We start from the raw sequence: 22,174 nt of genomic DNA, 5'->3' as shown, positions 1-22,174 counted from the left end.
CGGAATCCGCGGTTGGGGACGACCTCGACCGTGCCTTCGGCGGCCAGCCGCTGCATGGCCTCGCGTACCGGAGTGGCGGAGACTCCGAAGCGCTCGGCGGCCCCGTCACGTTTCCGGCGGACGGCCGGTCGCTCAGACGCTGGTGACGACCGTGTCGTACGCCAGCCGCGGCGACCGGGGGAACGAGGCGTCCCCGGCCGGGCGGCCGATGTTCACGATCATCAGCGGTGTGTGGTCGTCGTCGAGGAACTCCCGCTGGACGGCCTCGTGGTCGAAGCCCGTCATCGGACCGGCCGCGAGCCCGGCGGCCCGGACACCGACGATGAAGTACGCGGCCTGGAGGGCGGCGTTCATCCCGGCCGAGTGCTCGCGCACCGGGCGGTCGGCGAAGAAGAGGTCCTTGGCCTGCGGGAAGTGGGGGAGCAGCTCCGGCAGCTCCTCGTGGAACTCGTTGTCGGCGGCGAGGACGGCCACCAGCGGGGCCGTGCCGGTCTTGTCGCGGTTGCCGTCGGACATATGCGGCAGCAGCCGGGCGCGGGCCTCGTCGGAGCGGACGAGGACGACCCGCAGCGGGGTCTGGTTGAAGGCCGTCGGCCCGAACTTCACCAGGTCGTAGATCTCCTGGATCTGCTCGTCGCTCACCGGCTCGCCGGTGAAGGCGTTGGCCGTGCGGGCTTCGCGGAAGAGCAGGTTCTGGGCGGTGGGGTCGAGGGCCAGGGGCATGGCGGGAAACCTTCCGGTGTGATCCGTGGGGGGACGTACGGAAGGTCCAACCGTAACGCAATAGATTAAATTTCAACTACTTGGGCCGAGGGGTATGCCTGTGAACCACCTCATACCGGCCCGGAGCGGTGAAGTGGCGGTACGGCCCGCCGGTGTGCAACGGGCGCCACGGCCGCGTGACCAGGCGATACGGCCGCAGGATCAGGTGGTACGGCTCCGGGCCCGGCGCTCCCGGCGACGGCGCCCCGCCGCCGGGCGGGGCTGGTCACGGGTCCGGCTCTCCGGCCGCCGGTCACCCGGGCGGGGCTACCGGCCGTCCTGCGCCTCGTCCCGGTCCGCGGCCAGCGACGCGTCGAGCCGTGCCCGGGCCCCCTCAAGCCAGTGGCGGCAGACCTTGGCCAGCTCCTCGCCCCGCTCCCAGAGCGCCAGGGACTCCTCCAGCGTCGTACCGCCCGCCTCCAGGCGCCGTACGACCTCGATCAGCTCGTCGCGGGCCTGCTCGTAGCCGAGGGCGGCCCGCTCCGACGCCTCCGCCGCCGCCTCGGCGGACTCCGTTCCGTCCGTCTTCCCGGCCATGTGGTCCTCGTCTTCCCTCGTGATTCCCGAAACCTGTCCCCGGCCCCGAACCGGAGCCCGCCGCGCCCGCGCGGCCCCGGCGCACGGCCGCGGCGCCCCGCGGCTACTCCGCGCCCGCCCGCCCGGTGACCCGTACCGCGAACTCCCCGTCGGCCACCCGGGCCCGCAGCTCGTCCCCGTCACCCACGTCCCCGGGGGAGCGCACCACGGCGCCGTCCGGTCTCCGGAGCACCGCGTACCCCCGCTCCAGGGTGGCGGCGGGGGAGAGCGACACCACCCGGGCCCAGGTGTGCGACAGCTCCGAGTCGGCCCGGTCCAGCAGATGCCCCACCACCCGCCGGGACCGCGCGGTCAGCGCGTCCAGCTCTGCGGCGCGCTCGTCCACCATCCGGTGCGGACGCTCCATGGCGGGCCGGGCCAGGGCGTGCGCGAGCCCCCGCTCCTCGCGGTCCAGCAGCCCACGGACCGTCCGCAGGGCCCGGTCGCGCAGCTGCCGTACCCGCTCCAGCTCCTCGCCCACGTCGGGGACGACCTTCTTCGCCGCGTCCGTCGGCGTCGACGCCCGCAGATCGGCCACCAGGTCCAGCAGCGGCGAGTCCGGCTCGTGCCCGATGGCGGAGACCACCGGCGTCCGGCAGTCGGCCACCGCCCGCACCAGCTGCTCGTCCGAGAACGGCAGCAGATCCTCCACACTGCCGCCGCCGCGGGCCACCACGATCACATCGACCCCGGGGTGCTCGTCCAGCTCCTTGACCGCCGCGACGACCTGCGGCACCGCGTGCACCCCCTGCACGGCCACATTGCGCACCTCGAAGCGGACCGCGGGCCAGCGCCGCCGGGACACCTCCAGCACATCCCGCTCGGCCGCCGACGCCCGGCCGCAGACCAGACCCACCCGGTGCGGCAGAAACGGCAGCGGCTTCTTCCGGCCCGGCGCGAAGAGCCCCTCGGCGCCGAGGCTCCGCTTCAGCTGCTCCAGCCGGACCAGCAGCTCGCCCACGCCCACCGGCCGTATCTCCGCCGCCCGCAGGGAGAGCTGGCCCCGGGGCGCGTACCACTCCGGCTTGGCGTGGACGACGACCCGCGCGCCCTCCGACACCACATCGGCGACCGAGTCGAAGACCTGCCGGAAGCAGGTGACGCTCACCGAGATGTCGTGCGACGGGTCGCGCAGGGTCATGAACACGACGCCCTGGCCGGGCCGCCGCGACATCTGGGTGATCTGCCCCTCAACCCAGACCGCTCCGAGCCGGTCGATCCAGCCCCCGATCAGCCGTGAGACGTCACCCACCGGCAGGGGAGCTTCCGGAGTCGTATGGAGAGCCATACGGGGGAGCGTAACGGCCGGGTGTGACAGCGGGCGTCCACGACCTCACGGAGGTACGCCCCACCGGCCCCACCCACTCCACCCGTCCCGCACACCCCGGACCCGGGAGCGTGCGGAGCCGTACGCCCTACAGCTCCTCCGGACGCTCCCACCGCACCGCCAGCACCACCAGACCCACACCCAGCCACACCACACCCACCACCTGCGCCGATGTCGCCGCCTCCACCATCACCGCGATCAGGATCACCGCACCCACCACCGGCAGCACCAGATGACGCGTCCAGTCCGGCTCCCCCTCCATCCGGCGCACCACGAACCAGCCGACGACACTCGCGTGCAGCAGGACGAACGCCGTCAGCGCCCCGATGTCGACCACCGACACCAGATGGTCGAGACCATCCGGCCGGCGCGCCGCCCACACCGCGGCGACCAGCGTGATCACGGCCGCCACCAGCAGCGCCACCCGCGGCGTGCCCCCGTCGGTCCGGGCCAGCCCCCGCGGCAGCCGCCGCTCCCGGGCCATCGCGAAGAGCAGCCGCCCCGCCGCCGCCTGCGCCGCCAGCGCCGCGAACGCCGCGCCGATCGCCTTGCTGACCGCGATCAGATCGTGCAGCCACGTCCCCACCGAGGCGTCCACCGCGTCGTAGAACGCCGACCCCTGCTTCTCCGGCTCCCGCGCGAGATCGGCCGACGACGCCGGCTCCAGCAGCGCCACCAGATACGTCTGGACGAAGAACAGCACCCCCGCCAGCACCAGGCAGAACAGCACCGCCCGTGCCACCTTCCGCGAACCGCCGGTGACCTCCTCCGCGAAGGAGGCGATCGCGTCGAAACCGAGATACGACAGCACCGCCACCGACACCGCGCCGAGGACCGCCGTCAACGAGAACGACACATCCCCCGTGATCGGCGAGAGCCAGCCGCGCTGCGCCCCGTCCCGTACCAGCACCACCACCGCGGAGACCACGAAGACCAGCAGCACCACGATCTCCATGGCGAGGACCGCGAAACCGACCCGGGCCGCCGCCCGTACCCCCCACAGATTGAGCGCCGTCGTCACGACCACCGCGATCGCCGTCCAGATCCACCGGTCCACGGACGGCACCAGCGCCTCCATCGCGATCCCCGAGAAGAGGTACGCGACGGCCGGGATCAGCAGATAGTCGAGCATCGCCATCCACCCGGCGATGAACCCGGGCCCCTGCCCGAGCCCCTTGGTGGCATAGGTGAAGACCGAGCCCGCCCGGGGCGCCACCCGCACCATCTGGACGTAGCTCAGGGCCGTGAAGGCCATCGCGATCGTGGCCACGGCGTAGACGAGCGCGACCGCGCCGTTCGAGCGGGCGTCGAGCGTTCCGTAGACACCGACCGGCGCCATCGGCGCGATGAAGAGAAGACCGTAGACGACCAGGTCACGGAAGCCGAGCGTCCGCCGCAGCTCACCGCCCCCCTCCGTACCGGCCCTCGACTCGGGAACCTCCGCACCGGCCATCGGCCCTCCGTCCGTACCGCGCCGTGCCCCGATCCATCGGCGGTCGTGCGCGGTCGTGGGTCGTGATCGGGAACAGTCTTCCCCCGGTGGTGATCCCCCGCCTGTTCTGCTCCGCCTTACGATGGGGGGCATGACTGCTACGCCTCCAGCCCGTCGCGTCCTCCTCGCCGCCCCCCGTGGCTACTGCGCGGGCGTGGACCGTGCCGTGATCGCCGTCGAGAAGGCCATCGAGCAGTACGGCGCGCCGATCTACGTCCGTCATGAGATCGTCCACAACAAGTACGTCGTCCAGACCCTGGAACGGAAGGGCGCGATCTTCGTCGACGCCACGGCGGAGGTCCCCGAGGGCTCCATCGTGATGTTCTCGGCGCACGGCGTCGCCCCCGTCGTCCACGAGGAGGCGGCCGGCCGCAGGCTCGCGACCATCGACGCGACCTGCCCCCTGGTGACCAAGGTCCACAAGGAAGCCGTCCGGTTCGCCAACGAGGACTACGACATCCTCCTCATCGGCCACGAGGGCCACGAGGAGGTCATCGGCACCTCCGGCGAGGCCCCCGACCACATCACCCTGGTCGACGGCCCCGAGGACGTGGCGAATGTGTCCGTCCGCGACGAATCCAAGGTCGTCTGGCTCTCCCAGACCACCCTCTCCGTCGACGAGACCATGGAGACCGTCGACAAGCTGAAGGAGAAGTTCCCGCAGCTGATCTCGCCGCCCAGCGACGACATCTGCTACGCCACCCAGAACCGCCAGATCGCGGTCAAGCAGATGGGCGCCGACGCCGACCTGGTGATCGTCGTCGGCTCCAAGAACTCCTCGAACTCGGTCCGGCTCGTCGAGGTCGCCCTCGGCGCCGGAGCGCGCGACGCCCATCTGGTCGACTTCGCCGAGGAGATCGACGAGGCCTGGCTGGAAGGCGTCTCCACCGTCGGTCTGACCTCCGGTGCCTCGGTGCCCGACATCCTGGTCGAGGGCGTGCTGGAGTGGCTGTCGCAGCGCGGCTTCGAGGACGTCGAACTGGTGAAGTCGGCGGAGGAGTCCATCACCTTCTCGCTCCCCAAGGAGCTGCGCCGGGATCTGCGGGCCGAGGCGGCGGAGCTGATGGCCGCCCGGGGCGGTTCCGCGTCCGCCGGGTGACGTCCCGTGGGTGCCCGTAACGTGGTGCCCATGAACGTCTTCGGAGTGGACATCGGTGGATCCGGCATCAAGGGCGCGCCCGTCGACCTCGACCGTGGTGACCTGGCTCAGGAGCGCCACAAGGTACTGACCCCGCAGCCGGCGACGCCCGAGGCCGTCGCGGACGGCGTCGCCGAGGTCGTCCGGCACTTCGACTGGACCGGGCCCGTCGGCATCACCTACCCGGGGGTCGTCACCGGCGGGATCACCCGTACCGCCGCCAATGTCGACCGGGGCTGGATCGACGTCGACGCGGCCCGGCTGCTCAGCTCCCGGCTGAACGGCAGCGCCGTGACCCTCCTCAACGACGCCGACGCGGCCGGGGTCGCCGAGATGACCTTCGGCGCCGGCAAGGGCCGTACCGGCACGGTGATGCTGCTGACCTTCGGTACGGGAATCGGCTCGGCCCTCTTCGTGGACGGGCGGCTGGTGCCCAACACCGAGCTGGGCCATCTGGAGCTGCACGGGCGGGACGCCGAGACCCACGCCTCCACCAAGGCCAAGGAGGACGAGGACCTCACCTGGCACCACTGGGCGCGGCGGGTCCAGAAGTACCTGGCCCATGTGGAGATGCTGTTCTCGCCCGAGCTGTTCGTCATCGGCGGCGGGGTCAGCCGGAAGGCGGACAAGTTCCTGCCCCTGATCGAGGGCATCAGGGCGGAGATCGTCCCGGCGCGGCTCCAGAACAACGCGGGCATCGTCGGCGCGGCGATGGCCTGCTCGGCGGCGTCCCCCACGTCCTGACCAGCCCCGGTCGTACGGCCCCGGCGCTTCAGCCCCGCCGCTTCAGCGGCGGACCGGCGGGGGCGCGGCCGTCCGGGTCCTGCGCTTGCGGCGGCCCATCCGCCGCACCTTGCGTACGGAGGCGATGACGCCCGCGACCAGGGTGCCGCCGTACAGCCATCCAGCGTGCACGGCGAGGGCCGTGACCACGGCCATCACCTGGCCGCCGATACCGCCCTCGCCGCCCGCGATGGGGACGACCCCGGCCGCGAAGGCGATCGGGACGCTGATCGGGGCGGTGACGAGGTCGGCCTCGCGGACCCAGAGCGCGGTCAGGGCGCAGACCGGCAGGAAGAGGACCCCGTACACCACCGCCGAACTGTCCAGGAGCAGCCAGTCGGCGAACCCGATCAGCACCATCGTGACCACGGCGAACAGCCCGGCCCCCAGCCCGGTGAGCCGGGGCGCGGGCAGCCGCCGCAGCGCCTGCCCGAGCGGCGAGGGACGGCGGGCGGCTGGAGCGGGCCGTACTCCGCCGTACAGGACGGGACGGTCCGCGAGGGCGCTCTGCGGGGAGAGCGGACCCTGGGGAAGGGGGGCCTGCGGCCGCTGCCGGCGCTGGGGGTGGTTCGTCCTTGGCTGCTCCACCCGAACAACGTAGGTCGCGGAGGGGGACGAAGCGGGGACAGGACACGCCCTTTGGGTGACCTTGGGAAAGAGTTCGACTCCTCCAGCCGCCTCAGGACATCTGTCCGGTCCCGGACGTCCCGAAAACCCCGGTACGCCCGGTCCCCGCCACCGGCGGCGGTCTCGTCGCGGGCGGAATCCCCCGGACCGTAGACTGGGGGATCAGCCGCGCCCGAGACCCGACCCGGCCCGGCACCTCCCGCTCACCCACCGAGGAAGTCGTCACCGTGTCGCTCACGATCGGAATCGTCGGCCTGCCGAACGTCGGCAAGTCGACCCTGTTCAACGCCCTGACCAAGAACGACGTGCTGGCGGCCAACTACCCGTTCGCCACCATCGAGCCCAATGTGGGCGTCGTCGGCGTCCCGGACGCCCGGCTCGCCGAGCTGGCGAAGATCTTCGGCTCCCAGCGCGTCCTCCCGGCGACCGTCGACTTCGTCGACATCGCGGGCATCGTCCGGGGCGCGAGCGAGGGTGAGGGCCTGGGCAACAAGTTCCTGGCGAACATCCGGGAGTCCGACGCGATCTGCCAGGTCATCCGCGCTTTCAAGGACGAGAACGTCGTCCATGTCGACGGCAAGGTCTCGCCCAAGGACGATATCGAGACCATCAACACCGAGCTGATCCTCGCCGACCTCCAGTCCGTCGAGAAGGCGATCCCCCGGCTGACGAAGGAGGCCCGCCTCCAGAAGGAGAAGGTGGCGGTCCTCGCCGCGGTCGAGTCGGCCCAGAAGATCCTGGAGGCCGGCCGCACCCTGTTCTCCGAGGGCATCACCAAGGGCACCGAGCAGGGCACCCTCCTGCACGAGCTGCACCTGCTGACCACCAAGCCCTTCCTCTACGTCTTCAACGTCGACGAGGACGAGCTGGCCGACGAGGACTTCAAGAACGAGCAGCGAGCCCTGGTCGCCCCCGCCGAGGCGATCTTCCTCAACGCCAAGATCGAGTCCGAGCTGATCGAACTCGACGACGACGAGTCCCTCGAACTCCTCCAGTCCATGGGCCAGGAGGAGCCCGGCCTCGCCACCCTCAGCCGCGTCGGCTTCGACACCCTGGGCCTCCAGACCTACCTGACGGCAGGCCCCAAGGAGTCCCGCGCCTGGACCATCAGGAAGGGCGCCACCGCCCCCGAGGCCGCGGGAGTCATCCACACCGACTTCCAGAAGGGCTTCATCAAGGCCGAGGTCATCTCCTTCGCCGACCTGGTCGAAACCGGCTCGGTCGCCGAGGCCCGCGCCAAGGGCAAGGCCCGCATGGAGGGCAAGGACTACGTCATGCAGGACGGCGACGTGGTGGAGTTCCGCTTCAACGTGTAGTCGTTTCGTTGCCTGAAGCCGGCTCTTTCGTCAGGCACGCGGGCCGGAAGGGGTCGGGCTCTGGTGAGTCCGACCCCTTCCGCATCCCCGTGCCGGCTCAGCCGCGGTGGGGCGGGGCGAGCTTCTCCAGGTCGAGGTCGATCTCGAAGGGCACCGGACGGTGGAGGGAGCCCCTGAAGATGCCAACGGGCACGTAGGTGGCGGTCGGCTCGTCGAGTTCGTAGACGTGGACGACGGGTGCTCCGTCATCGTCCTCGATGCGCCAGTAGTGCGGGATGCCGGCCTCCGCGTACTTGTGGAGCTTCACCGTGCGGTCCCGGTGGGCGGACTCGGGGGATACCACCTCGACGGCGAGTCGTACTTCATCCGGTGCGAACCAGGTGCGGTCACCGTCGAAGTCGGCCGTCGTCACCAGCAGATCCGGCTCGGGTCGATTGCGTTGATCGAGCTTGATGGTCATCTCTCGTCCGACTCTCACGCCGGCCGGAGCCTGCTCCATGAGCGCGACGGTGAGCATGGTGACGAGGTGGCCGTGCCACCACCTCTGGGGCGACAGCATGAAGACGAGGGCTCCGTCGATCAGCTCGGTGTGGCGGGGTGCCTCGGGGAGGCGGTCGAGGTCCTCCGCGAACCAGCCTTCCGCGCGCGGCGGGCGCATCCAGTCGGGCAGTGCGGTCATGGCTCGACCGTAGCGACTCGGGGAGGCCCGGGCCACGAGACTGCCGCCGGGTCCGACGCCTTCGGCGGCCGTCAGGCGCCGTACACGGTGGACCGGTGTCCCACGTGAACGACCCAGACCACCAGCTCTCCGTTGTCGATCGTGTAGACGACGCGGTAGTCGCCCACCCGCAGGCGTCGGCGGTCCGGCTGGGACACGAGCGCGGTGGTGTTGAAGCCGAGCGGGTCGGTCTCCAGCTCGGTCAGCTTCGCCAGGATGCGCAGCGCTATGTCGCGGGGGATCTTGCGGAGTTCGGCCTGCGCCTCGGGGCGGAAGACGGTTCGGTACTCACTCACCGCGCGCCAGCGTCTCCCTCATGATGTCCTCGATCGGGATGCCGGGTGCGGGGTTGGCCATGCGCTCGTCGATGATCCGATTGATCTCGCGCTCTTCCCATTCCTGGTACTTGCGCAGTACCTCGATGGAGACGACGGCGGCGACTTCCTTGCCACGGCGCGTGATCACTGTGGGTACGTCGTCGCGATCGGCGCGCTCCACGACCTCGGCGAGGTGAGCACGCACATCGCGGATGGACTCTATGGGCAGCGGCTGCATCATGCGCTCAAGCGTACCGAGTGTCCCATGTGTACACAACCGAGGTGGGGATGGCGGATGGCGTTGAGCTTTCTCCCGTGCCGGATCGGTGCTGGGACGGCTGATCGGCCCAGTCGTTCAGTCCCCTGAATGGCGCCGGAGTGGTACGTTATCAGGTACCACTTGATCGGAGGGTTAGGTCATGTCCATAACCGCGAGTGAAGCCCGCAAGGAACTGTTTCCGCTGATCAAGAAGGTCAACGAGAATCACGAGGCCATTGAGATCGTCTCGAAGCACGGCAATGCCGTGCTTGTCTCGGCCGAGGACTATGCGGCACTGCGCGAGGGCTCGTACCTGCTGCGCTCGCCGGCGAACGCCCGGCGGCTGCTCAAGGCGTACGAGAACGCCCTGTCCCACATCAATGTGTCGGAGCGTGAGCTGATCGATCCGGACTCGGCGGACGCCGGTGAGGGCGCCGCGTGAGGCTTGTCTTCGAGGACCAGGGCTGGGAGGACTGCACATCCTGGCTCAAGAACGACCGCAAGACGCTCGCTCGGATCAACAAACTCATCGAGGACGTCAAGCGTGATCCCTTCTCGGGAATCGGCAAGCCCGAGCCGCTCAAGTACCACTTGCCGGGGGCTTGGTCGCGACGGATCGACGACGAGCACCGCCTCGTGTACCTGGTGACCGACAAGGAGATCGTCATCCTCGCCGCCCGGTACCGCTACTGATCGGTGAGCGTTCGGTGTGTGCCGGGGTCCCGGCCCCGTCAGTCCTCCCCGTAGCCCGCGTCGGCCAGTTCCGCGACGACCTCCGCGTGGCATTTCTCCGGGACGCACCAGCAGCCCAGACGCCGGCCGCGCAGGGGTGGGAGGAGGGCGAGGAGGTCGGGGCGGGACAGCAGGTGGGCGCGGTAGGCGGTGACCACGTCGTCGCGGGTGCCGTCGGGGCCCGGGCGGAAGGGGCTGGCCAGGGGGGAGCCCTTCAGATGCCAGCCGCCGCGGTTCATGGCGCGGCCCACATAGACGACATCGGCGTACGCGGGGTCGCCGCGGTGGCCCTTGAGGTTGACCACCGTGGTGGCGGGGCGGGCGCTGCTCATGGACAGGATCCTCCGGCAGACCGGGGCGGGCCGCCAGGCGGGGCCGTGTGCCGAGGAGGCGGGGCGAGCCCCGCCGTATCCCCGGCGCCGGGATGTTTGTACGATTTCAGCCTTCCGTGCATCCCTTCCCCGCCCCCGTTGGTCCTGCCCCGTGCCGGTATCCGACCGGGTCCGGCGCGCATCCCCGACGAGGAGCAGTACTTCCGTGGACCCATCGCAGCAGCAGCCCGGCCCGGAGCGGCAGCCGGGGGAGGGGTCTCCCGGTCCCGTGCCCGGGCCGGCCGGTGAGCCCGGCGCGTCCGACCCCTGGGCGGCGCCTTCGGGCGGGCAGCCGGGACAGCCGGGACAGCCGGGACAGCCCGGGCCGCCCGGACAGCCCGGGCCGCCCGGGTTCGGGGCCGCGTACCCCGCGCCGGCCGGTCAGCATCCCGCGTACCAGCCGTATCAGCAGTTCCCCGGCTACCCGGCCGTGCCCGCCGGTCCTTCGACCAACGGCTTCTCCATCGCGTCCCTCATCTCGGGCATCGTCTGCTGTATGCCGCCGCTGGGCCTGGTCCTCGGGGTGATCGCGCTCCGCCAGATCAAGCGCAAGGGGCAGCGCGGCAAGGGCATGGCGATCGCGGGAATCGCGCTGTCCACCGTCTCCACCCTGCTGGTCGCGCTCTTCCTCACCACCGGAGCGGCGAGCGATATGTGGAAGGAGTTCGAGGAGGGCGTCGACGAGGTGGCCGCGCACAAGACGGTCGCCGATCTGCGGACCGGGCACTGCTACGACCTCCCCGGCAGCAGCGGGCAGGACGGCCAGGAGGTGTGGGACGTCAAGGTGATCGACTGCGCCGAGCCGCACGAGGCCGAGGTCACCGGCGGTTTCCCGCTCAAGGGGTACGACTCGTTCCCCGGCGACGACGTCCTGCGCCCCCTCGCCGAGCGCCGGTGCGCCGACATCGACCGCGCGTACGCGATGGACGCCTGGGCCGTCCCCGGCACGATGTCGGCGTTCTTCTACACCCCGACCGGCGAGAGCTGGAAGCAGGGCGACCGCCGGGTCACCTGCAGCCTGGCCACCGAGGGCGGCCGGAAGGTGAGCAAGTCGGTCCGCCGGGACGCCGAGTCCCTCAACCCCGAGCAGCTCGCCTATCTGACCGCCGAGAACAAGGTGCTGGCCGCGGTGGACCATTTGCCCCTGGAGGACTTCCCGGAGTCCGCCGACGCCCACCGGGCCTGGGCCAAGGCCACCTCCTCCGCCCTCGCGGAGGCTTCCGCCGCGCTGAAGGACCGGGCGTGGACCGGTCCCGTGGCGCCTCAGATGAAGAAGCGCGCCGCGGAGTTCGACGCCGCCCGCGCCTTCTGGGACCGGGCCGCGAAGACACGGGACGAGGAGACGTTCTGGCTGCACACGTACGACGCGGACACGAAGATGAAGCCGGGTACCGAGAAGTCCGTCCGGCGGCTCCTGTCGCTCTCGACGACCGAGCCCACGCCCCCGCCGACCGAGCCCCCGTCGGACGCCGGGGCCTGAAAAGGGGAGGAGACCGGTACCGAGAGCCACCGACAGCCCCCGGACACCGGTCTCCTCCAAGGACGCTTCCCGGCCCCTGCCCGGTCCGCGTCCCGTCTCGTCAGCGGCGCGGCAGCCCGCGGGCGACCGTCCGCATCAGCTCACCGTCCGCCGTGTCCCCGTCGAGGGACCAGAACATCGCGCCGCCCAGGCCCTTGTCCCGGATGTACTCGGTCTTGGCCTTCAGCACCGTGGGGTCGTCGTACGTCCACAGGGTGTTGCCGTCGAACAGCCACGCCTGGCCGTACTTCCGGTACACCTTGTACTGGCCGGACTCCGCCAGCTTCTTCAGCACCTTGTAGTCCTCGTACCCGGCCTGGTAGGTGGCCGGTGCGGGCCTGTCGGCCGGCTGCCCCATACCGTCGCCGCCACCCGTGACCCCGGTCCAGCCCTGGCCGTACGCCGGCAGGCCCACGACCAGCTTGTGGGCGGGCGCGCCCCGGCGGAGCCAGTCGTTCACGGTCTGGTCGACGCTGAAGTCGTTCTTGGCGTAGAGCGCCGACTGCTGGGCCGTGGTCTTCTCGCCGGAGACATGGAAGTCGTAGCCCTGGAGGTTGACGAAGTCGAAGTCCTTCATCAGCTTACGGACCTCGAAGCCCGCGTCGATCTTCGCGGGAGCCGTCGGTACGAAGGCGGACAGCTCGTAGTGCTTCCGCTTGCCGTCCTTCTGCTTCGGCTGGCTCTTGGCGTACGAGTCGAGCTGCTTGCGGAACTCCCGGACCACCGCGGTGAAGTTCTTCTTGTCCTCGGGGCGGTAGATCGTGTCGTCCTCGCCCGACGAGCCCGGCCACTCCCAGTCGAGGTCGATCCCGTCGAAGACCCCGGCCGCCGCGCCGTCGCCGCCGCGCGCGCCGTCCACGGGCAGATTGCCCTTGACGTAGATATCGATGCAGGAACGGACGAACTCCTTGCGCTTCTCCTCCGTGAGCACCGCGTTGGAGAAGTGCGTGGACCAACTCCAGCCGCCGAGGGAGATCAGCACCTTGAGACCGGGGTGCTTGGCCTTCAGCTCCCGCAGCTCGTTGAAGTTGCCCGCCAGCTTCTGGTCCCAGGTATCCCCGACCCCGTCCACCGAGTCGGCCGCGGGCACCGGGCGCTGGTAGTCGGCCCAGGGGTCGGCCTCGCCCGCCGGCCCCTGGATCATGCACTTGCCCTCGGGGCTGACATTGCCGAACGCGTAGTTGATATGGGTCAGCTTGGCGGCCTGTCCACTGGTGTCCAGGTCCTTGACCTGGAAGTCCCGGCCGTAGATGCCCCACTGGGTGAAGTAGCCGATGCGCTTGTACGAGGGGCCGTCGTCGTCATCGCCGCCCTGCGCCACGGCAGCGGGCGCGAGCGTGGCGAGAAGCGAGAGGGAGGCGGCGGCAACAGCCGTCCTGACGAGGTTTCTTCGACGCATGGGGCTCATTCCTGTACGTAGTCGCGGTACCGGGCGCGCCGTCGCGCACACCGGTGCCGGGCTCTTCCGTGAACGGGCGTCGTGCAGCACAGGACGTTATTGGTCTGGACCATTAAGGTCAATGCTTTGCCGGGAAACGGTAGAAGGCCCTCCGGCACGGTGGATCCCCGGCTCCGCCTTCCATAACTTCTCACCAGTAGTAAGGCTTTGGCCCGTGGTTGCGGCCGACAACCCACCGTTGCGACGCTGTTGCGATCTGTCGATGGGCAGGGTGCGGTCGGGCGTGGTTGGGAGTGGTCCGTGGTCATCGGTGAGCAGCCGGCCTACCTTCGGGTGGCGAGCGACCTCCGCAGGAAGATCGTCGACGGTACGCTGCCGCCGCACACCCGCCTCCCCTCCCAGGCCCGGATCCGTACGGAGTACGGCGTCTCCGACACCGTCGCCCTGGAGGCCCGCAAGGTGCTGATGGCGGAGGGGCTCGTGGAGGGCCGGTCCGGCTCGGGCACCTATGTCCGGGAGCGGCCCGTGCCCCGCCGGATCGCCCGCTCCGGCTTCCGGCCGCCCGCGGGCGCCAACCCCTTCCGGCAGGAGCAGGCGGTCGACGGGGTCCAGGGGACCTGGGAGTCCCGGAGCGAGCAGGAGAGGGCGGACGTCGACACCGCGGCCCGGCTCGGCGTCCCCGTCGGAGCGCGGGTGATGCGGACCCGCTACGTCTTCCGTGAGAACGGGGAGGCGATGATGCTCTCCACCTCCTGGGAGCCCCTGGACGTCACCGGCCGCACCCCTGTGATGCTGCCGGAGGAGGGCCCGCTCGGGGGCTGCGGTGTGGTCGAGCGGATGGCCGCGATCGACATCGTCGTCGACAACGTGAGCGAGGAGGTCGGCGCCCGTCCGGGACTTGCCGAGGAGCTGCTGACGCTGGGGGGTGTGCCGGGTCATGTCGTCATGGTGGTGGCACGGACCTACTTTGCGTCGGGCCGCCCTGTGGAAACCGCGGATATTGTCGTACCGGCGGATCGTTTCCGGGTCGCGTACCGGCTTCCCGTGCGGTGAGAGAGCGGAACGGCCGACGGCGGGACGCCGTCTCTCGGTATCGTCGGGGATACGGCCGGGAGCCGTCGGTGGTGCCGCCGGGCGCGCCCGGCGAGCCGGCCGCGAGGAGCGGGGAGGGACCTCTTTCCTATCTCTTTGTGTTAAACCGCATGCTCTGAGTGAAGGTCAGGCGTAGGCTCCGGCATATGCATAATGCGGTTTCCCGGCGATCTTCCCGAACTTCTCAGTACTGCGGACCCACCGGGGGAGGGGTGCGATGAGCGACGGCAACGCCGCGCTTTCCTGGCTCGTCATACGCCAGGACGACAACGGCAACCGCTATCGGGTCGGACGGTACGCCACCGAGGACGAGGCACGTCGGATGGCGGACACACTCGATGCCAAGGGGCACCACCAGCTCTATTCGGTGGAGCAGGTGGAGGGCTCGGCACACTGATCCGGGCAGGGGTACGCTCCCGCGCATGACGGAACGTGATCGTGACCGGGTGGTCGTGGCGGGGGCGCTGTGCGACCGGGGGCGTCTGCTGGCCGCGCGCCGCAGCGCCCCCGAGGAAGTGGCCGGGCGCTGGGAGCTGCCCGGCGGGAAGACGGAGCCCGGCGAGACCCCGGAAGACGCCTTGGTGCGCGAGTTGCGCGAGGAACTGGGCGTGGAGGCCGAGCCGCTGGACCGTATCCCCGGCGAATGGCCCCTCAAGAAGGGGTATGTGCTCCAGGTGTGGACCGTGAGGCTGCTCTCGGGAGAGCCGCTTCCGCTGGAGGACCACGACGATCTGCGCTGGCTCGGCCCCGACGAGACCGATTCCGTGGACTGGCTGGACCAGGACCGCCCCGCCGTCGCCGAGGTCGCACGGCGGCTTCGGGCCGAGGCGGGACGGGCGGAGACGCCGAGCGGCTGAGCCCGCACCGCCCGCCCGGGGGCTCGTATCGGGTCTCCGGGTCTCCGGGTCCCCGGCCGCTGGGCCGTTCGCGTCAAGGATGCGGCAATCCGCCCCCAAATAACCACCAAACCTGATGAAAGGGATATCTCCCGGAGCAATTCGGGTATGTGGTGGTTAGCCACCCTCGTGGGACGCGGATCTGCTGCTGGTCCAGGAAGTGAGCGGCGTGATCGACATCGACGGCGCGTGCGCCGAATGGACCTTCCCCGCCGAACCCGACGCCGTACGCTCCGCCCGTCACGCCGTCCGGGACACCTTGCGCCACTGGGGACTCGACCACGGTGTCTGCGATGTGACGGTCCTCCTGGTGAGCGAGTTGGTCACCAACTCCCTGCGCTACGCCTCCGGCCCGATCGGCGTCCGGCTGAGCCGCCCCGAACCCGACGAGAGCGCCCCTTCCCTGCTCGTCGAGGTCTCCGACCCCTTGCCCGATCCACCGGTCGCGCGGACGGCGGCGCCGGACGACGAGACCGGGCGGGGACTTCAGCTGGTTGCCGGAAATGCCCGTCGCTGGGGGACGAGACGTGGTCTGACGGGCAAGACTGTGTGGTTCGAGCTGTCTCTCACTGGTTAAAAGTGTGAAGGGACAACGATCACGGTCCGGACGGCGCAAAATGAACGAGACCGTGCTGTGATCGTGAACGCCGTGTGCGTCGGAGCCGTAGTGCTGAATACTGCGGTCATGGCCGGTCCGGTGCGGTGAGCTGGAGGGGACGGTCGCGTGAGCGAGATATCTGGGACGTCGGGCGATGTCGTGTGGCAGAGCAGCCCGCCTGGCTCGATCTACGACTACATCAGGGTCGCCTCCTTCTCGATAGGTCCCGACGGCCTGGTGGACCAGTGGAGTCACCGGGCCGCCGACCTCTTCGGGCTGACGGCGTCCGAGGTCAGGGGCCGGGACCCGATCGAGATCTTCCTGCCGCCCGAGCTGCGTCCGCGCGGCCACCGGCACGTCAAGGAGATCCTCGACGGCAAGGAATGGACGGGCCTGGTGCCCTTCCGGGCCCCCGGCGGCGACCGGGTGAACGGTCTCGCCGAGGTCTATCTCATGCCCACCGAGACCGAGACCGGCGAGCGGGCGGCGCTCTGTATCGTCGTCGATGTCCGGGCGCTGCGGCGAATAGAGACCGATCTCGCCGCCTCCGAGGCGATTTTCGGCCAATCACCGTTCGGGTTTCTCCTCTTCGGTACCGATCTGCGGGTCCAGCGCGCCAACCAGCGCTTCGCCACCGTCTTCGGCGGCTCCGTCGAGGACCATCGCGGCCGTACCGTCCACGACTATCTCTCGCGGTCCGAGGCCGACCGGATGACCGCGTCCCTGCGCCGGGTCCTGGAGACCGGGGAGCCCGCCATCGACCTCCAGCTCGTGGGCGCGCCACCGCGCAGCGCCGAACGACGGCACTGGTCGATCAACCTCTACCGGGTCCACAGCGGCACCGGCCGGACCATCGGCGTGGCCGGGATCGGCACCGATGTCACCCGCCGCCACGTGGCCGCCCGCGAAGCGGCCAGCGCGCGCCGCAACCTGGCCCTCCTCAACGAGGCGAGCGCCCGGATCGGCAACTCCCTCGATCTCGAGACCACCGCCCGTGAACTGCTCGACGTCGCCGTCCCCGGCTTCTGCGACCTCGCGTCCGTCGACCTCTACCAGGCCCTGCTCACCGGTGACGACGAGGCCCCTGGCCCCTGGGACGCCCCCGGGGCCGACGGCTGCGGCGGCAGCGCCGAACTGCGCCGCGTCGCCTTCGCCAGCGCCGTCTCCGACGCCCCGCTGATCACCACCCCGGGCTGCGGCACCCGTGGCCCCGCCCCCACCACCGTCGGCGAGGTCCACCGCTACGGCGCCAACTCGCCCTGCGCCACGGCCCTGCGCACCGCGCGGGTGCAGCACATCCCCGCCACGGACGGCAGCCTCGTCCGGTCCACCCTCGCCGTCCCCATGGTGGCGCACGACTCCGTCGTGGGACTCGTCCAGTTCTCCCGGACCAAGGGCAGTGAGCCCTTCGGCGAACGGGACCGGGCACTCGCCGGTGAACTCGCCGCCCGCGCCGCCGTCTGTATCGACAACGCCCGCCTCTACCGCCGGGAACACGAGCGGGCCCTCATCCTCCAGCGCAGCCTGCTGCCCCCGGGCGACCCCGAGGCGGCCGGGCTCGACATCGCCTGTCGCTATCTGCCCGGCAACACCGCCACCGAGGTCGGCGGCGACTGGTTCGACGTCATCGAACTGCCCGGCCACCGCACCGCCCTCGTCATCGGCGATGTCATGGGCCGGGGACTGCGCGCCGCCGTCGCGATGGGCGAGCTGCGCACCGCCGTACGCACCCTGGCCCTGCTCGACCTCGAACCCGCCGAGGTCCTCTCCGCCCTCGACGAGATCGCCCGCGGTCTCGGCGGCCCCAGCGGCACCCAGCAGGGCACCCGCGCGGCCCATAAATCCCGTGAGGCCGATCTCGCCGAGGTCTATCTGGCGACCTGTGTCTACGCCGTCTACGACCCGGTCACCCGCCGCTGTACGTTCGCCAACGCGGGCCATCTGCCCCCCGTCCTCCTCGAACCGGGCGAGGAGGCGCTGCTGCTCGACGTACCCCCGGGCCTGCCCCTCGGTGTCGGCGGCGAACCCTTCGAGGAGGTCGAGGTCGAACTGCCGGAGGGCGCCCTGCTCGCCCTCTACACCGACGGGCTCGTCGAATCCCGTGAACACCAGCTCGACGAGGGCCTGAGCGCCTTCCGCTCCGCCCTCACCTCCCCCACTCTCCTCGCAGGACCGACCGCCCGTCCCGGCCCCACCGGCCCCACCGGGCCTCCCGCCTCCGTCGGCCTCCCCACCCCCGCCGTCCCGGGACCCGGCCACCAGCCCCCCGCACGACCGCCCCGAGTACCCGCGCCCCGGTCGCTGGAGGACGTCTGCGACCACGTACTCAACACCCTCGACACCCGCCACGGCGAGGACGACATCGCCCTGCTCATGGCCCGGATCCAGGGACTGCCGGCCGATGCCGTCGGCGACTGGCAACTGCCCCGCGAACCCCGTTCGGTGGGACGGGCCCGGGAGCTGGCCCGCGGCCGGCTGACCGCCTGGGGCCTCGAACCCCTGGTCGACACCGTGGAACTGCTGGTCAGCGAGCTGGTCACCAACGCCCTTCGGTACGGCGAGGGCGAGACACGGCTGAGGCTGCTCTGCGACCGCACCCTGGTGTGCGAGGTCTGGGACGCGGGACTGGTCCAGCCCCGTCGCCGCCGGGCCCGGGACACCGACGAAGGCGGCCGCGGCCTCCAACTCGTCGGCCTGCTGAGCGCGGCCTGGGGCTCCCGCCGCACGCCCCGGGGCAAGACCGTCTGGTTCGAACTCGCCCTCCCGGGCCGGGGCACCGCCGAACCCACCGTGGACCAGTTGCTGAGCATGTTCTGACCGGGCGGTCCTCAGGAGCCCGCCTTCAGCGCGGCCAGTCGCGCCTCCACCTCCGCCGTGTCGCCGAGCCCGTCGAGCTGCTCGAACTGGGAGTCCAGGGACGAGGCGGCCAGCTCCTGCTTGCCCAGCGCCCTGGCCTCCTCCCGGCGGACCTTGTCCTCGAAGCGGCCCAGATCGCTCGCCGGATCCAGGACGTCGATGCTCTTCACCGCGTCCAGCATCCTGTTCTGCGCGTCGGCGGTCCGTGAACGGGCCACCAGCTCGTCCCGTTTCGCCTGGAGCTGGGAGAACTTGCCCTTCATCCGATCGAGCCCGGACTTCAGCTTCTCCACCACCTCCGACTGGGAGGCGATCACCGGCTCGGCCGTCGTCGCCTCCTTCTCGGACTGGAGCTGACGCTGAAGGGCCACCCTGGCCAGACCGTCGAACCGGTCCGCCTCGGCATCCTGCCCCGACGACCGCAACTCGTCCGCCTTCCCGCTGGCGGCCAGCGCCTTCTCGCCCCACTGCCGCGCCGCCGCCACATCCTCCTGATGGTCCTGCTCCATCAACCGCAGATTGCCGATGGTGCCCGCGATGGCCTGCTCCGCGTCGCTGATGTTGTTCGCATAGTCCCTGATCAGCTGGTCGAGCATCTTCTCGGGATCCTCGGCCTGGTCGAGCAGGGCGTTGATATTGGCCTTGGCCAGCTGGGTCACCCGGCCCAGGATGGTCTGCTTGGTCATGGCACCTCTCCTAGTCAGGACCGAAGGGCCCGTCGGAGCCAAAAGGGACGGAAGGCAAAGAAGGCAAGAAAGGAGCTGAAGGGGCGGCCGGAGGGAACCGGAACACCCCCGGATCCGTGGATCCGTCAGAAACGACCACCACCCATCCGACCGCGCGTACCCCCGCCGCCGAAACTGCCCGGCCGCCCCTCGAATCCACCGCCGAAACCCCCGTACCCGGATCCGGACCCGAACCCGCCGAATCCGCCACCACCCGAACCACGGCGACCTCCCCCGCCGAACAGTCCGCCGAGCACGATCCCGCCGAGCACCGCTCCGCCGAGACCACCCCCCGCGCTTCCCGCCTGGGATGCACCGCCCGGCCCGAACGGGTTCCCGAACCCGCGGACGTCCTCCTCGGCCAGCCGCTGGGCCTCCCGCGCCAGCGCGTCGGCCCGCTGCGCCTCGGCGAGTGCGGCCCGCGCGTTCCGCCGTCCCTCACCGCCCGTCACCGTGCCGCCGTTCCCATCCGCCCCGCTCACCGCCGGCGACGCCTCCCCTTCCCCTGCCTCCTCCTCGGCCGGTCCGGCCGCCCCCGTCGCGAGTCGCTCCGACAGCTCCAGCCGCCGCTGCGCCTCGGCGAGCCGGGTCCGCGCCCGGCTGCCCACCGCGCCGCGGTGCGTGGCGATGTAGTCGGCCGCGGCGCCGACGGCCGCCCGCGCGCCCAGCGTGGCCTGGCCGAGCAGGGTACGGGCCCGCCGCGCCTCCTCCTCGTCCACCCGGGCCCCCGTCAGCGCCTCGTCCAGCGCCGCGTCCGCCTCCTCCAGCCGCCGCAGCGCGTCGATCGGGTCGTAGCGCCCCTCCATCTCCCGGCGTACGTCGGCCGCCACGGTCTCGGCGCGGGCGATCCGGCCCCGCAGCCCGGCCGTCGACTCCCCGGGCGCGGTCCCCGAGAGCATTCCGCGCGCCTCCGCCAGATCGCTGTCGGTCTCCGTGAGCGCGCCGGGCAGCGCGCCGACGGCCTCCGCCAGCTCGCGGGCCCGCCGGTCCACGGCCTCGGTCAGCCGGTCCGTCTGCGCCAGCGCGCCCTCCGCGGCCCGGATCTGTACGGCGGCCGCGGCGTTCTCGGTGTCGTCGAGTGCGGTACGGGCCCGGTCGACGGCGGTCTTGGCGAACACCAGCCGGTCCCTCGCCCCGGCCGCGTCGCCCGCGACGGGATCGGAGGCCGAGGCCGCGTACCGCTCCCGCATCACCGCCAGGGCGGCCTCGGTCGAGATGATCCGCCCGTTCAATTCGGTGAAACGTTCCTGCACGGCGGTCAGCGCCTGCGGTGCGTTGCGTTCCAGATCGCGCAGCCGGTCGAAGTCCGCCGACTCGGCGTCCAGGCGCCGGTCGGCGTCCTGACAGCGGGCCAGGATCTCCGCCAGCATCCGGCGCCGGGTCGTGTCGTCCTCGGGGTGGGCGTCGTCAAGCCGCTGCCGCACCCGGAACGCGGTGGTCAGTTCGTCCCGGGCGTACGCGACCGCTTCGAGGAAGGGCCGCGCCGCCTCGTCGCCGAACTGCGCGGTGGCGAAGCCCAGCTCTTCCTGGCTGGTGCGGAGCGCGTCGTCGACGTCGACGAGTGCCTGTCGCGCCCGGGCGTCCAGCTCGGCCGTCGACTCCCCGGGCGCGGATTCCGGGCCGCTGCTCCAGCCCGCCCGGCCGCCTTGAGGAGTGGTACGGGTCGCGGTACGGCGCCGGCGGCGTACGGCGGCATAGGCGGCGGTTCCGACCACGGCGACCGCCACCCCCACCGGGATCACCAGATCGGCGGCGCCGGTACCGGTGGCGGTGCCGGCACCGGGATCGGGGTCACCGGGGGTGATCGCGGGCGTGGGTACGGCGCGGCCCGAGAGCGTCGCCGCGTATCCGTCCGCGGCACCGACGGCGGCGCCCGCCCAGTCGTTCTGCCGTAGCGGGGGTACGACGGCGGTCCGGGCGACGTCGGCCAGCTGAGCGTCCGTGAGCCGGGAGGTCGCGGGCGCCCAGTAGGCGAACTGGCGGTCATGGGTGGCGACGGCTAGGAGCACGTCATCGGTGCCGAGCCCGTTGCGGCGGGCGGTGGCGTCGGCCCACTCCTGCGCGGTCCGGCCGGAGAAGTCCCGGACATAGACGACGAAGAGCTGGAGCCGCTGGTCGTCGTAGAGCCGGTCGAGTGCCCGGACGACGTCGTCGCGGCGGCCGTCGAGCGCGTCGACCCGATCGGTGATCGGGCTGTCGCGGGAGAGCGTGACGGGGTCGTCGGCGGGGAGGGCCGCCACGGTACTCCCCGCCGACGGGGAGAACGCCACCGCCGCCCCGGGCGGGGCGGCGGGCGTGCCGGACCACCAGGCCGTCAGCAGGACGGCGGTGGCCAGCCCCGCTGACATTCGCATCACATGGGGAGGTTATGTCCCGATATTCGGCCTCGCGACCCGGCGGTACGCGAAAATCGATGTGTCACGCTGAGTAACCGTGGACATATATTCGGTACGCGGACGGGCGGGGCGGCGGCGAACCGGCCGGAGTCCGCGCGGCACGACCGCACGTTGACAACTGCACAGTGAGACGGAGCGGTGGAGTGGCGGGCGGATGCCGGTCGTGGGGGGGGGGGGGGGCCGCCCCCCCCCCCCCCCCCCCGCCGGGTCCCGCTCCCCCGCCCGCGCAGCCGATTGGAAGCAGAAAGACAGGGGGGGGAGGTGGTGGGGGGCGG

At 71.2% G+C, this 22,174-nt stretch carries 23 protein-coding genes and 1 pseudogene; 11 read left to right on the top strand and 13 right to left on the bottom strand.

Annotated features, from left to right (window positions below; genetic code table 11):
* The 5 genes and pseudogenes from ACFXG1_RS22390 to ACFXG1_RS22370 form a co-directional block, all read right to left on the bottom strand.
* Positions 1–104: pseudogene (locus ACFXG1_RS22390) on the bottom strand (GntR family transcriptional regulator); the annotation flags it as partial.
* A 28-nt stretch (positions 105–132) separates the two neighbouring features.
* On the bottom strand, positions 133–723 hold the full coding sequence (locus ACFXG1_RS22385) for a malonic semialdehyde reductase (RefSeq protein ID WP_384744254.1): 591 nt from the start codon (positions 721–723) through the stop codon (positions 133–135).
* A gap of 306 nt (positions 724–1,029) precedes the next feature.
* On the bottom strand, positions 1,030–1,299 hold the full coding sequence (locus ACFXG1_RS22380; protein ID WP_384715777.1) for an exodeoxyribonuclease VII small subunit: 270 nt from the start codon (positions 1,297–1,299) through the stop codon (positions 1,030–1,032).
* Positions 1,300–1,402: 103 nt separating this feature from the next.
* Entirely contained in the window at positions 1,403–2,626 is a 1,224-nt protein-coding gene (gene xseA / locus ACFXG1_RS22375) for an exodeoxyribonuclease VII large subunit (protein ID WP_384715780.1), read from the bottom strand.
* Positions 2,627–2,753: 127 nt separating this feature from the next.
* Entirely contained in the window at positions 2,754–4,118 is a 1,365-nt protein-coding gene (locus tag ACFXG1_RS22370; RefSeq protein WP_384715783.1) for an APC family permease, read from the bottom strand.
* 121 nt (positions 4,119–4,239) lie between these two features.
* Between ACFXG1_RS22370 and ACFXG1_RS22365 the strand changes: the two genes are divergently transcribed.
* Complete coding sequence (locus tag ACFXG1_RS22365; RefSeq protein ID WP_384744251.1) at positions 4,240–5,256, top strand: 4-hydroxy-3-methylbut-2-enyl diphosphate reductase; 1,017 nt, start codon at positions 4,240–4,242, stop codon at positions 5,254–5,256.
* 30 nt (positions 5,257–5,286) lie between these two features.
* The gene (gene ppgK, locus ACFXG1_RS22360; protein WP_384715789.1) at positions 5,287–6,039 is read left to right on the top strand and encodes a polyphosphate--glucose phosphotransferase; all 753 of its coding nucleotides are present in this window, start codon (positions 5,287–5,289) and stop codon (positions 6,037–6,039) included.
* 42 nt (positions 6,040–6,081) lie between these two features.
* Here the strand turns inward: ppgK and ACFXG1_RS22355 are convergent, their stop codons facing one another.
* A complete protein-coding gene (locus ACFXG1_RS22355) occupies positions 6,082–6,666 on the bottom strand; it encodes a DUF6542 domain-containing protein (protein WP_384744249.1) in 585 nt (194 codons plus the stop codon).
* A gap of 266 nt (positions 6,667–6,932) precedes the next feature.
* Between ACFXG1_RS22355 and ychF the strand changes: the two genes are divergently transcribed.
* Positions 6,933–8,021, top strand: a complete 1,089-nt coding sequence (gene ychF, locus ACFXG1_RS22350) for a redox-regulated ATPase YchF (protein WP_384715795.1) — start codon at positions 6,933–6,935, stop codon at positions 8,019–8,021.
* A gap of 97 nt (positions 8,022–8,118) precedes the next feature.
* On the opposite strand, the gene ACFXG1_RS22345 is transcribed toward ychF, so the two are convergent.
* The 3 genes from ACFXG1_RS22345 to ACFXG1_RS22335 all read right to left on the bottom strand — a co-directional run bounded on the left by ACFXG1_RS22345 (position 8,119) and on the right by ACFXG1_RS22335 (position 9,297).
* Positions 8,119–8,700 (bottom strand): Uma2 family endonuclease, encoded by a 582-nt coding sequence (locus tag ACFXG1_RS22345; RefSeq protein WP_384711870.1) that lies wholly within the window; start codon positions 8,698–8,700, stop codon positions 8,119–8,121.
* A gap of 71 nt (positions 8,701–8,771) precedes the next feature.
* On the bottom strand, positions 8,772–9,035 hold the full coding sequence (locus ACFXG1_RS22340) for a type II toxin-antitoxin system RelE/ParE family toxin (RefSeq protein WP_384711873.1): 264 nt from the start codon (positions 9,033–9,035) through the stop codon (positions 8,772–8,774).
* Positions 9,028–9,297, bottom strand: a complete 270-nt coding sequence (locus tag ACFXG1_RS22335; RefSeq protein WP_384711876.1) for a type II toxin-antitoxin system Phd/YefM family antitoxin — start codon at positions 9,295–9,297, stop codon at positions 9,028–9,030. The genes ACFXG1_RS22340 and ACFXG1_RS22335 overlap by 8 nt, the downstream gene beginning before the upstream one ends.
* A gap of 178 nt (positions 9,298–9,475) precedes the next feature.
* Here ACFXG1_RS22335 and ACFXG1_RS22330 point away from each other — a divergent pair, with 178 nt between their 5' ends.
* Both ACFXG1_RS22330 and ACFXG1_RS22325 read left to right on the top strand, forming a co-directional pair.
* On the top strand, positions 9,476–9,757 hold the full coding sequence (locus tag ACFXG1_RS22330) for a type II toxin-antitoxin system Phd/YefM family antitoxin (RefSeq protein WP_384711879.1): 282 nt from the start codon (positions 9,476–9,478) through the stop codon (positions 9,755–9,757).
* Positions 9,754–10,008, top strand: coding sequence for a Txe/YoeB family addiction module toxin (locus ACFXG1_RS22325; RefSeq protein WP_384711882.1), 255 nt, complete (start codon positions 9,754–9,756; stop codon positions 10,006–10,008). Before ACFXG1_RS22330 ends, ACFXG1_RS22325 begins: the two co-directional genes overlap by 4 nt.
* A gap of 38 nt (positions 10,009–10,046) precedes the next feature.
* Here ACFXG1_RS22325 and ACFXG1_RS22320 read toward each other — a convergent pair whose 3' ends face one another.
* A complete protein-coding gene (locus ACFXG1_RS22320) occupies positions 10,047–10,379 on the bottom strand; it encodes a DUF4326 domain-containing protein (protein ID WP_384711885.1) in 333 nt (110 codons plus the stop codon).
* Between the two features lie 205 nt (positions 10,380–10,584).
* Here ACFXG1_RS22320 and ACFXG1_RS22315 point away from each other — a divergent pair, with 205 nt between their 5' ends.
* Positions 10,585–11,898, top strand: a complete 1,314-nt coding sequence (locus ACFXG1_RS22315) for a DUF4190 domain-containing protein (RefSeq protein WP_384711888.1) — start codon at positions 10,585–10,587, stop codon at positions 11,896–11,898.
* Between the two features lie 100 nt (positions 11,899–11,998).
* Here ACFXG1_RS22315 and ACFXG1_RS22310 read toward each other — a convergent pair whose 3' ends face one another.
* Positions 11,999–13,336 carry a glycoside hydrolase family 18 protein gene (locus tag ACFXG1_RS22310; protein ID WP_384711891.1) on the bottom strand — a complete coding sequence of 446 codons (1,338 nt, stop codon included), beginning with the start codon at positions 13,334–13,336 and terminating at the stop codon, positions 11,999–12,001.
* Positions 13,337–13,636: 300 nt separating this feature from the next.
* On the opposite strand from ACFXG1_RS22310, the gene ACFXG1_RS22305 reads away from it, so the two are divergent.
* The 5 genes from ACFXG1_RS22305 to ACFXG1_RS22285 all read left to right on the top strand — a co-directional run bounded on the left by ACFXG1_RS22305 (position 13,637) and on the right by ACFXG1_RS22285 (position 18,739).
* Complete coding sequence (locus ACFXG1_RS22305; protein WP_384711894.1) at positions 13,637–14,389, top strand: GntR family transcriptional regulator; 753 nt, start codon at positions 13,637–13,639, stop codon at positions 14,387–14,389.
* 256 nt (positions 14,390–14,645) lie between these two features.
* On the top strand, positions 14,646–14,825 hold the full coding sequence (locus tag ACFXG1_RS22300; RefSeq protein WP_384711897.1) for an SPOR domain-containing protein: 180 nt from the start codon (positions 14,646–14,648) through the stop codon (positions 14,823–14,825).
* A 25-nt stretch (positions 14,826–14,850) separates the two neighbouring features.
* A complete protein-coding gene (locus tag ACFXG1_RS22295) occupies positions 14,851–15,285 on the top strand; it encodes a (deoxy)nucleoside triphosphate pyrophosphohydrolase (protein WP_384711900.1) in 435 nt (144 codons plus the stop codon).
* A gap of 199 nt (positions 15,286–15,484) precedes the next feature.
* On the top strand, positions 15,485–15,901 hold the full coding sequence (locus tag ACFXG1_RS22290; RefSeq protein ID WP_384711903.1) for an ATP-binding protein: 417 nt from the start codon (positions 15,485–15,487) through the stop codon (positions 15,899–15,901).
* Positions 15,902–16,048: 147 nt separating this feature from the next.
* On the top strand, positions 16,049–18,739 hold the full coding sequence (locus tag ACFXG1_RS22285) for a SpoIIE family protein phosphatase (protein WP_384711906.1): 2,691 nt from the start codon (positions 16,049–16,051) through the stop codon (positions 18,737–18,739).
* 11 nt (positions 18,740–18,750) lie between these two features.
* Here the strand turns inward: ACFXG1_RS22285 and ACFXG1_RS22280 are convergent, their stop codons facing one another.
* Together ACFXG1_RS22280 and ACFXG1_RS22275 are read right to left on the bottom strand one after the other, a co-directional pair.
* The gene (locus ACFXG1_RS22280; protein ID WP_384711909.1) at positions 18,751–19,464 is read right to left on the bottom strand and encodes a PspA/IM30 family protein; all 714 of its coding nucleotides are present in this window, start codon (positions 19,462–19,464) and stop codon (positions 18,751–18,753) included.
* A gap of 125 nt (positions 19,465–19,589) precedes the next feature.
* The gene (locus ACFXG1_RS22275; RefSeq protein ID WP_384744258.1) at positions 19,590–21,851 is read right to left on the bottom strand and encodes a TPM domain-containing protein; all 2,262 of its coding nucleotides are present in this window, start codon (positions 21,849–21,851) and stop codon (positions 19,590–19,592) included.
* Between the last annotated feature and the right edge of the window lie 323 nt (positions 21,852–22,174).

Source organism: Streptomyces sp. NPDC059248, from assembly GCF_042753905.1.
GTDB lineage: Bacteria > Actinomycetota > Actinomycetes > Streptomycetales > Streptomycetaceae > Streptomyces.
This window is presented reverse-complemented; position numbering and strand designations above follow the sequence as displayed.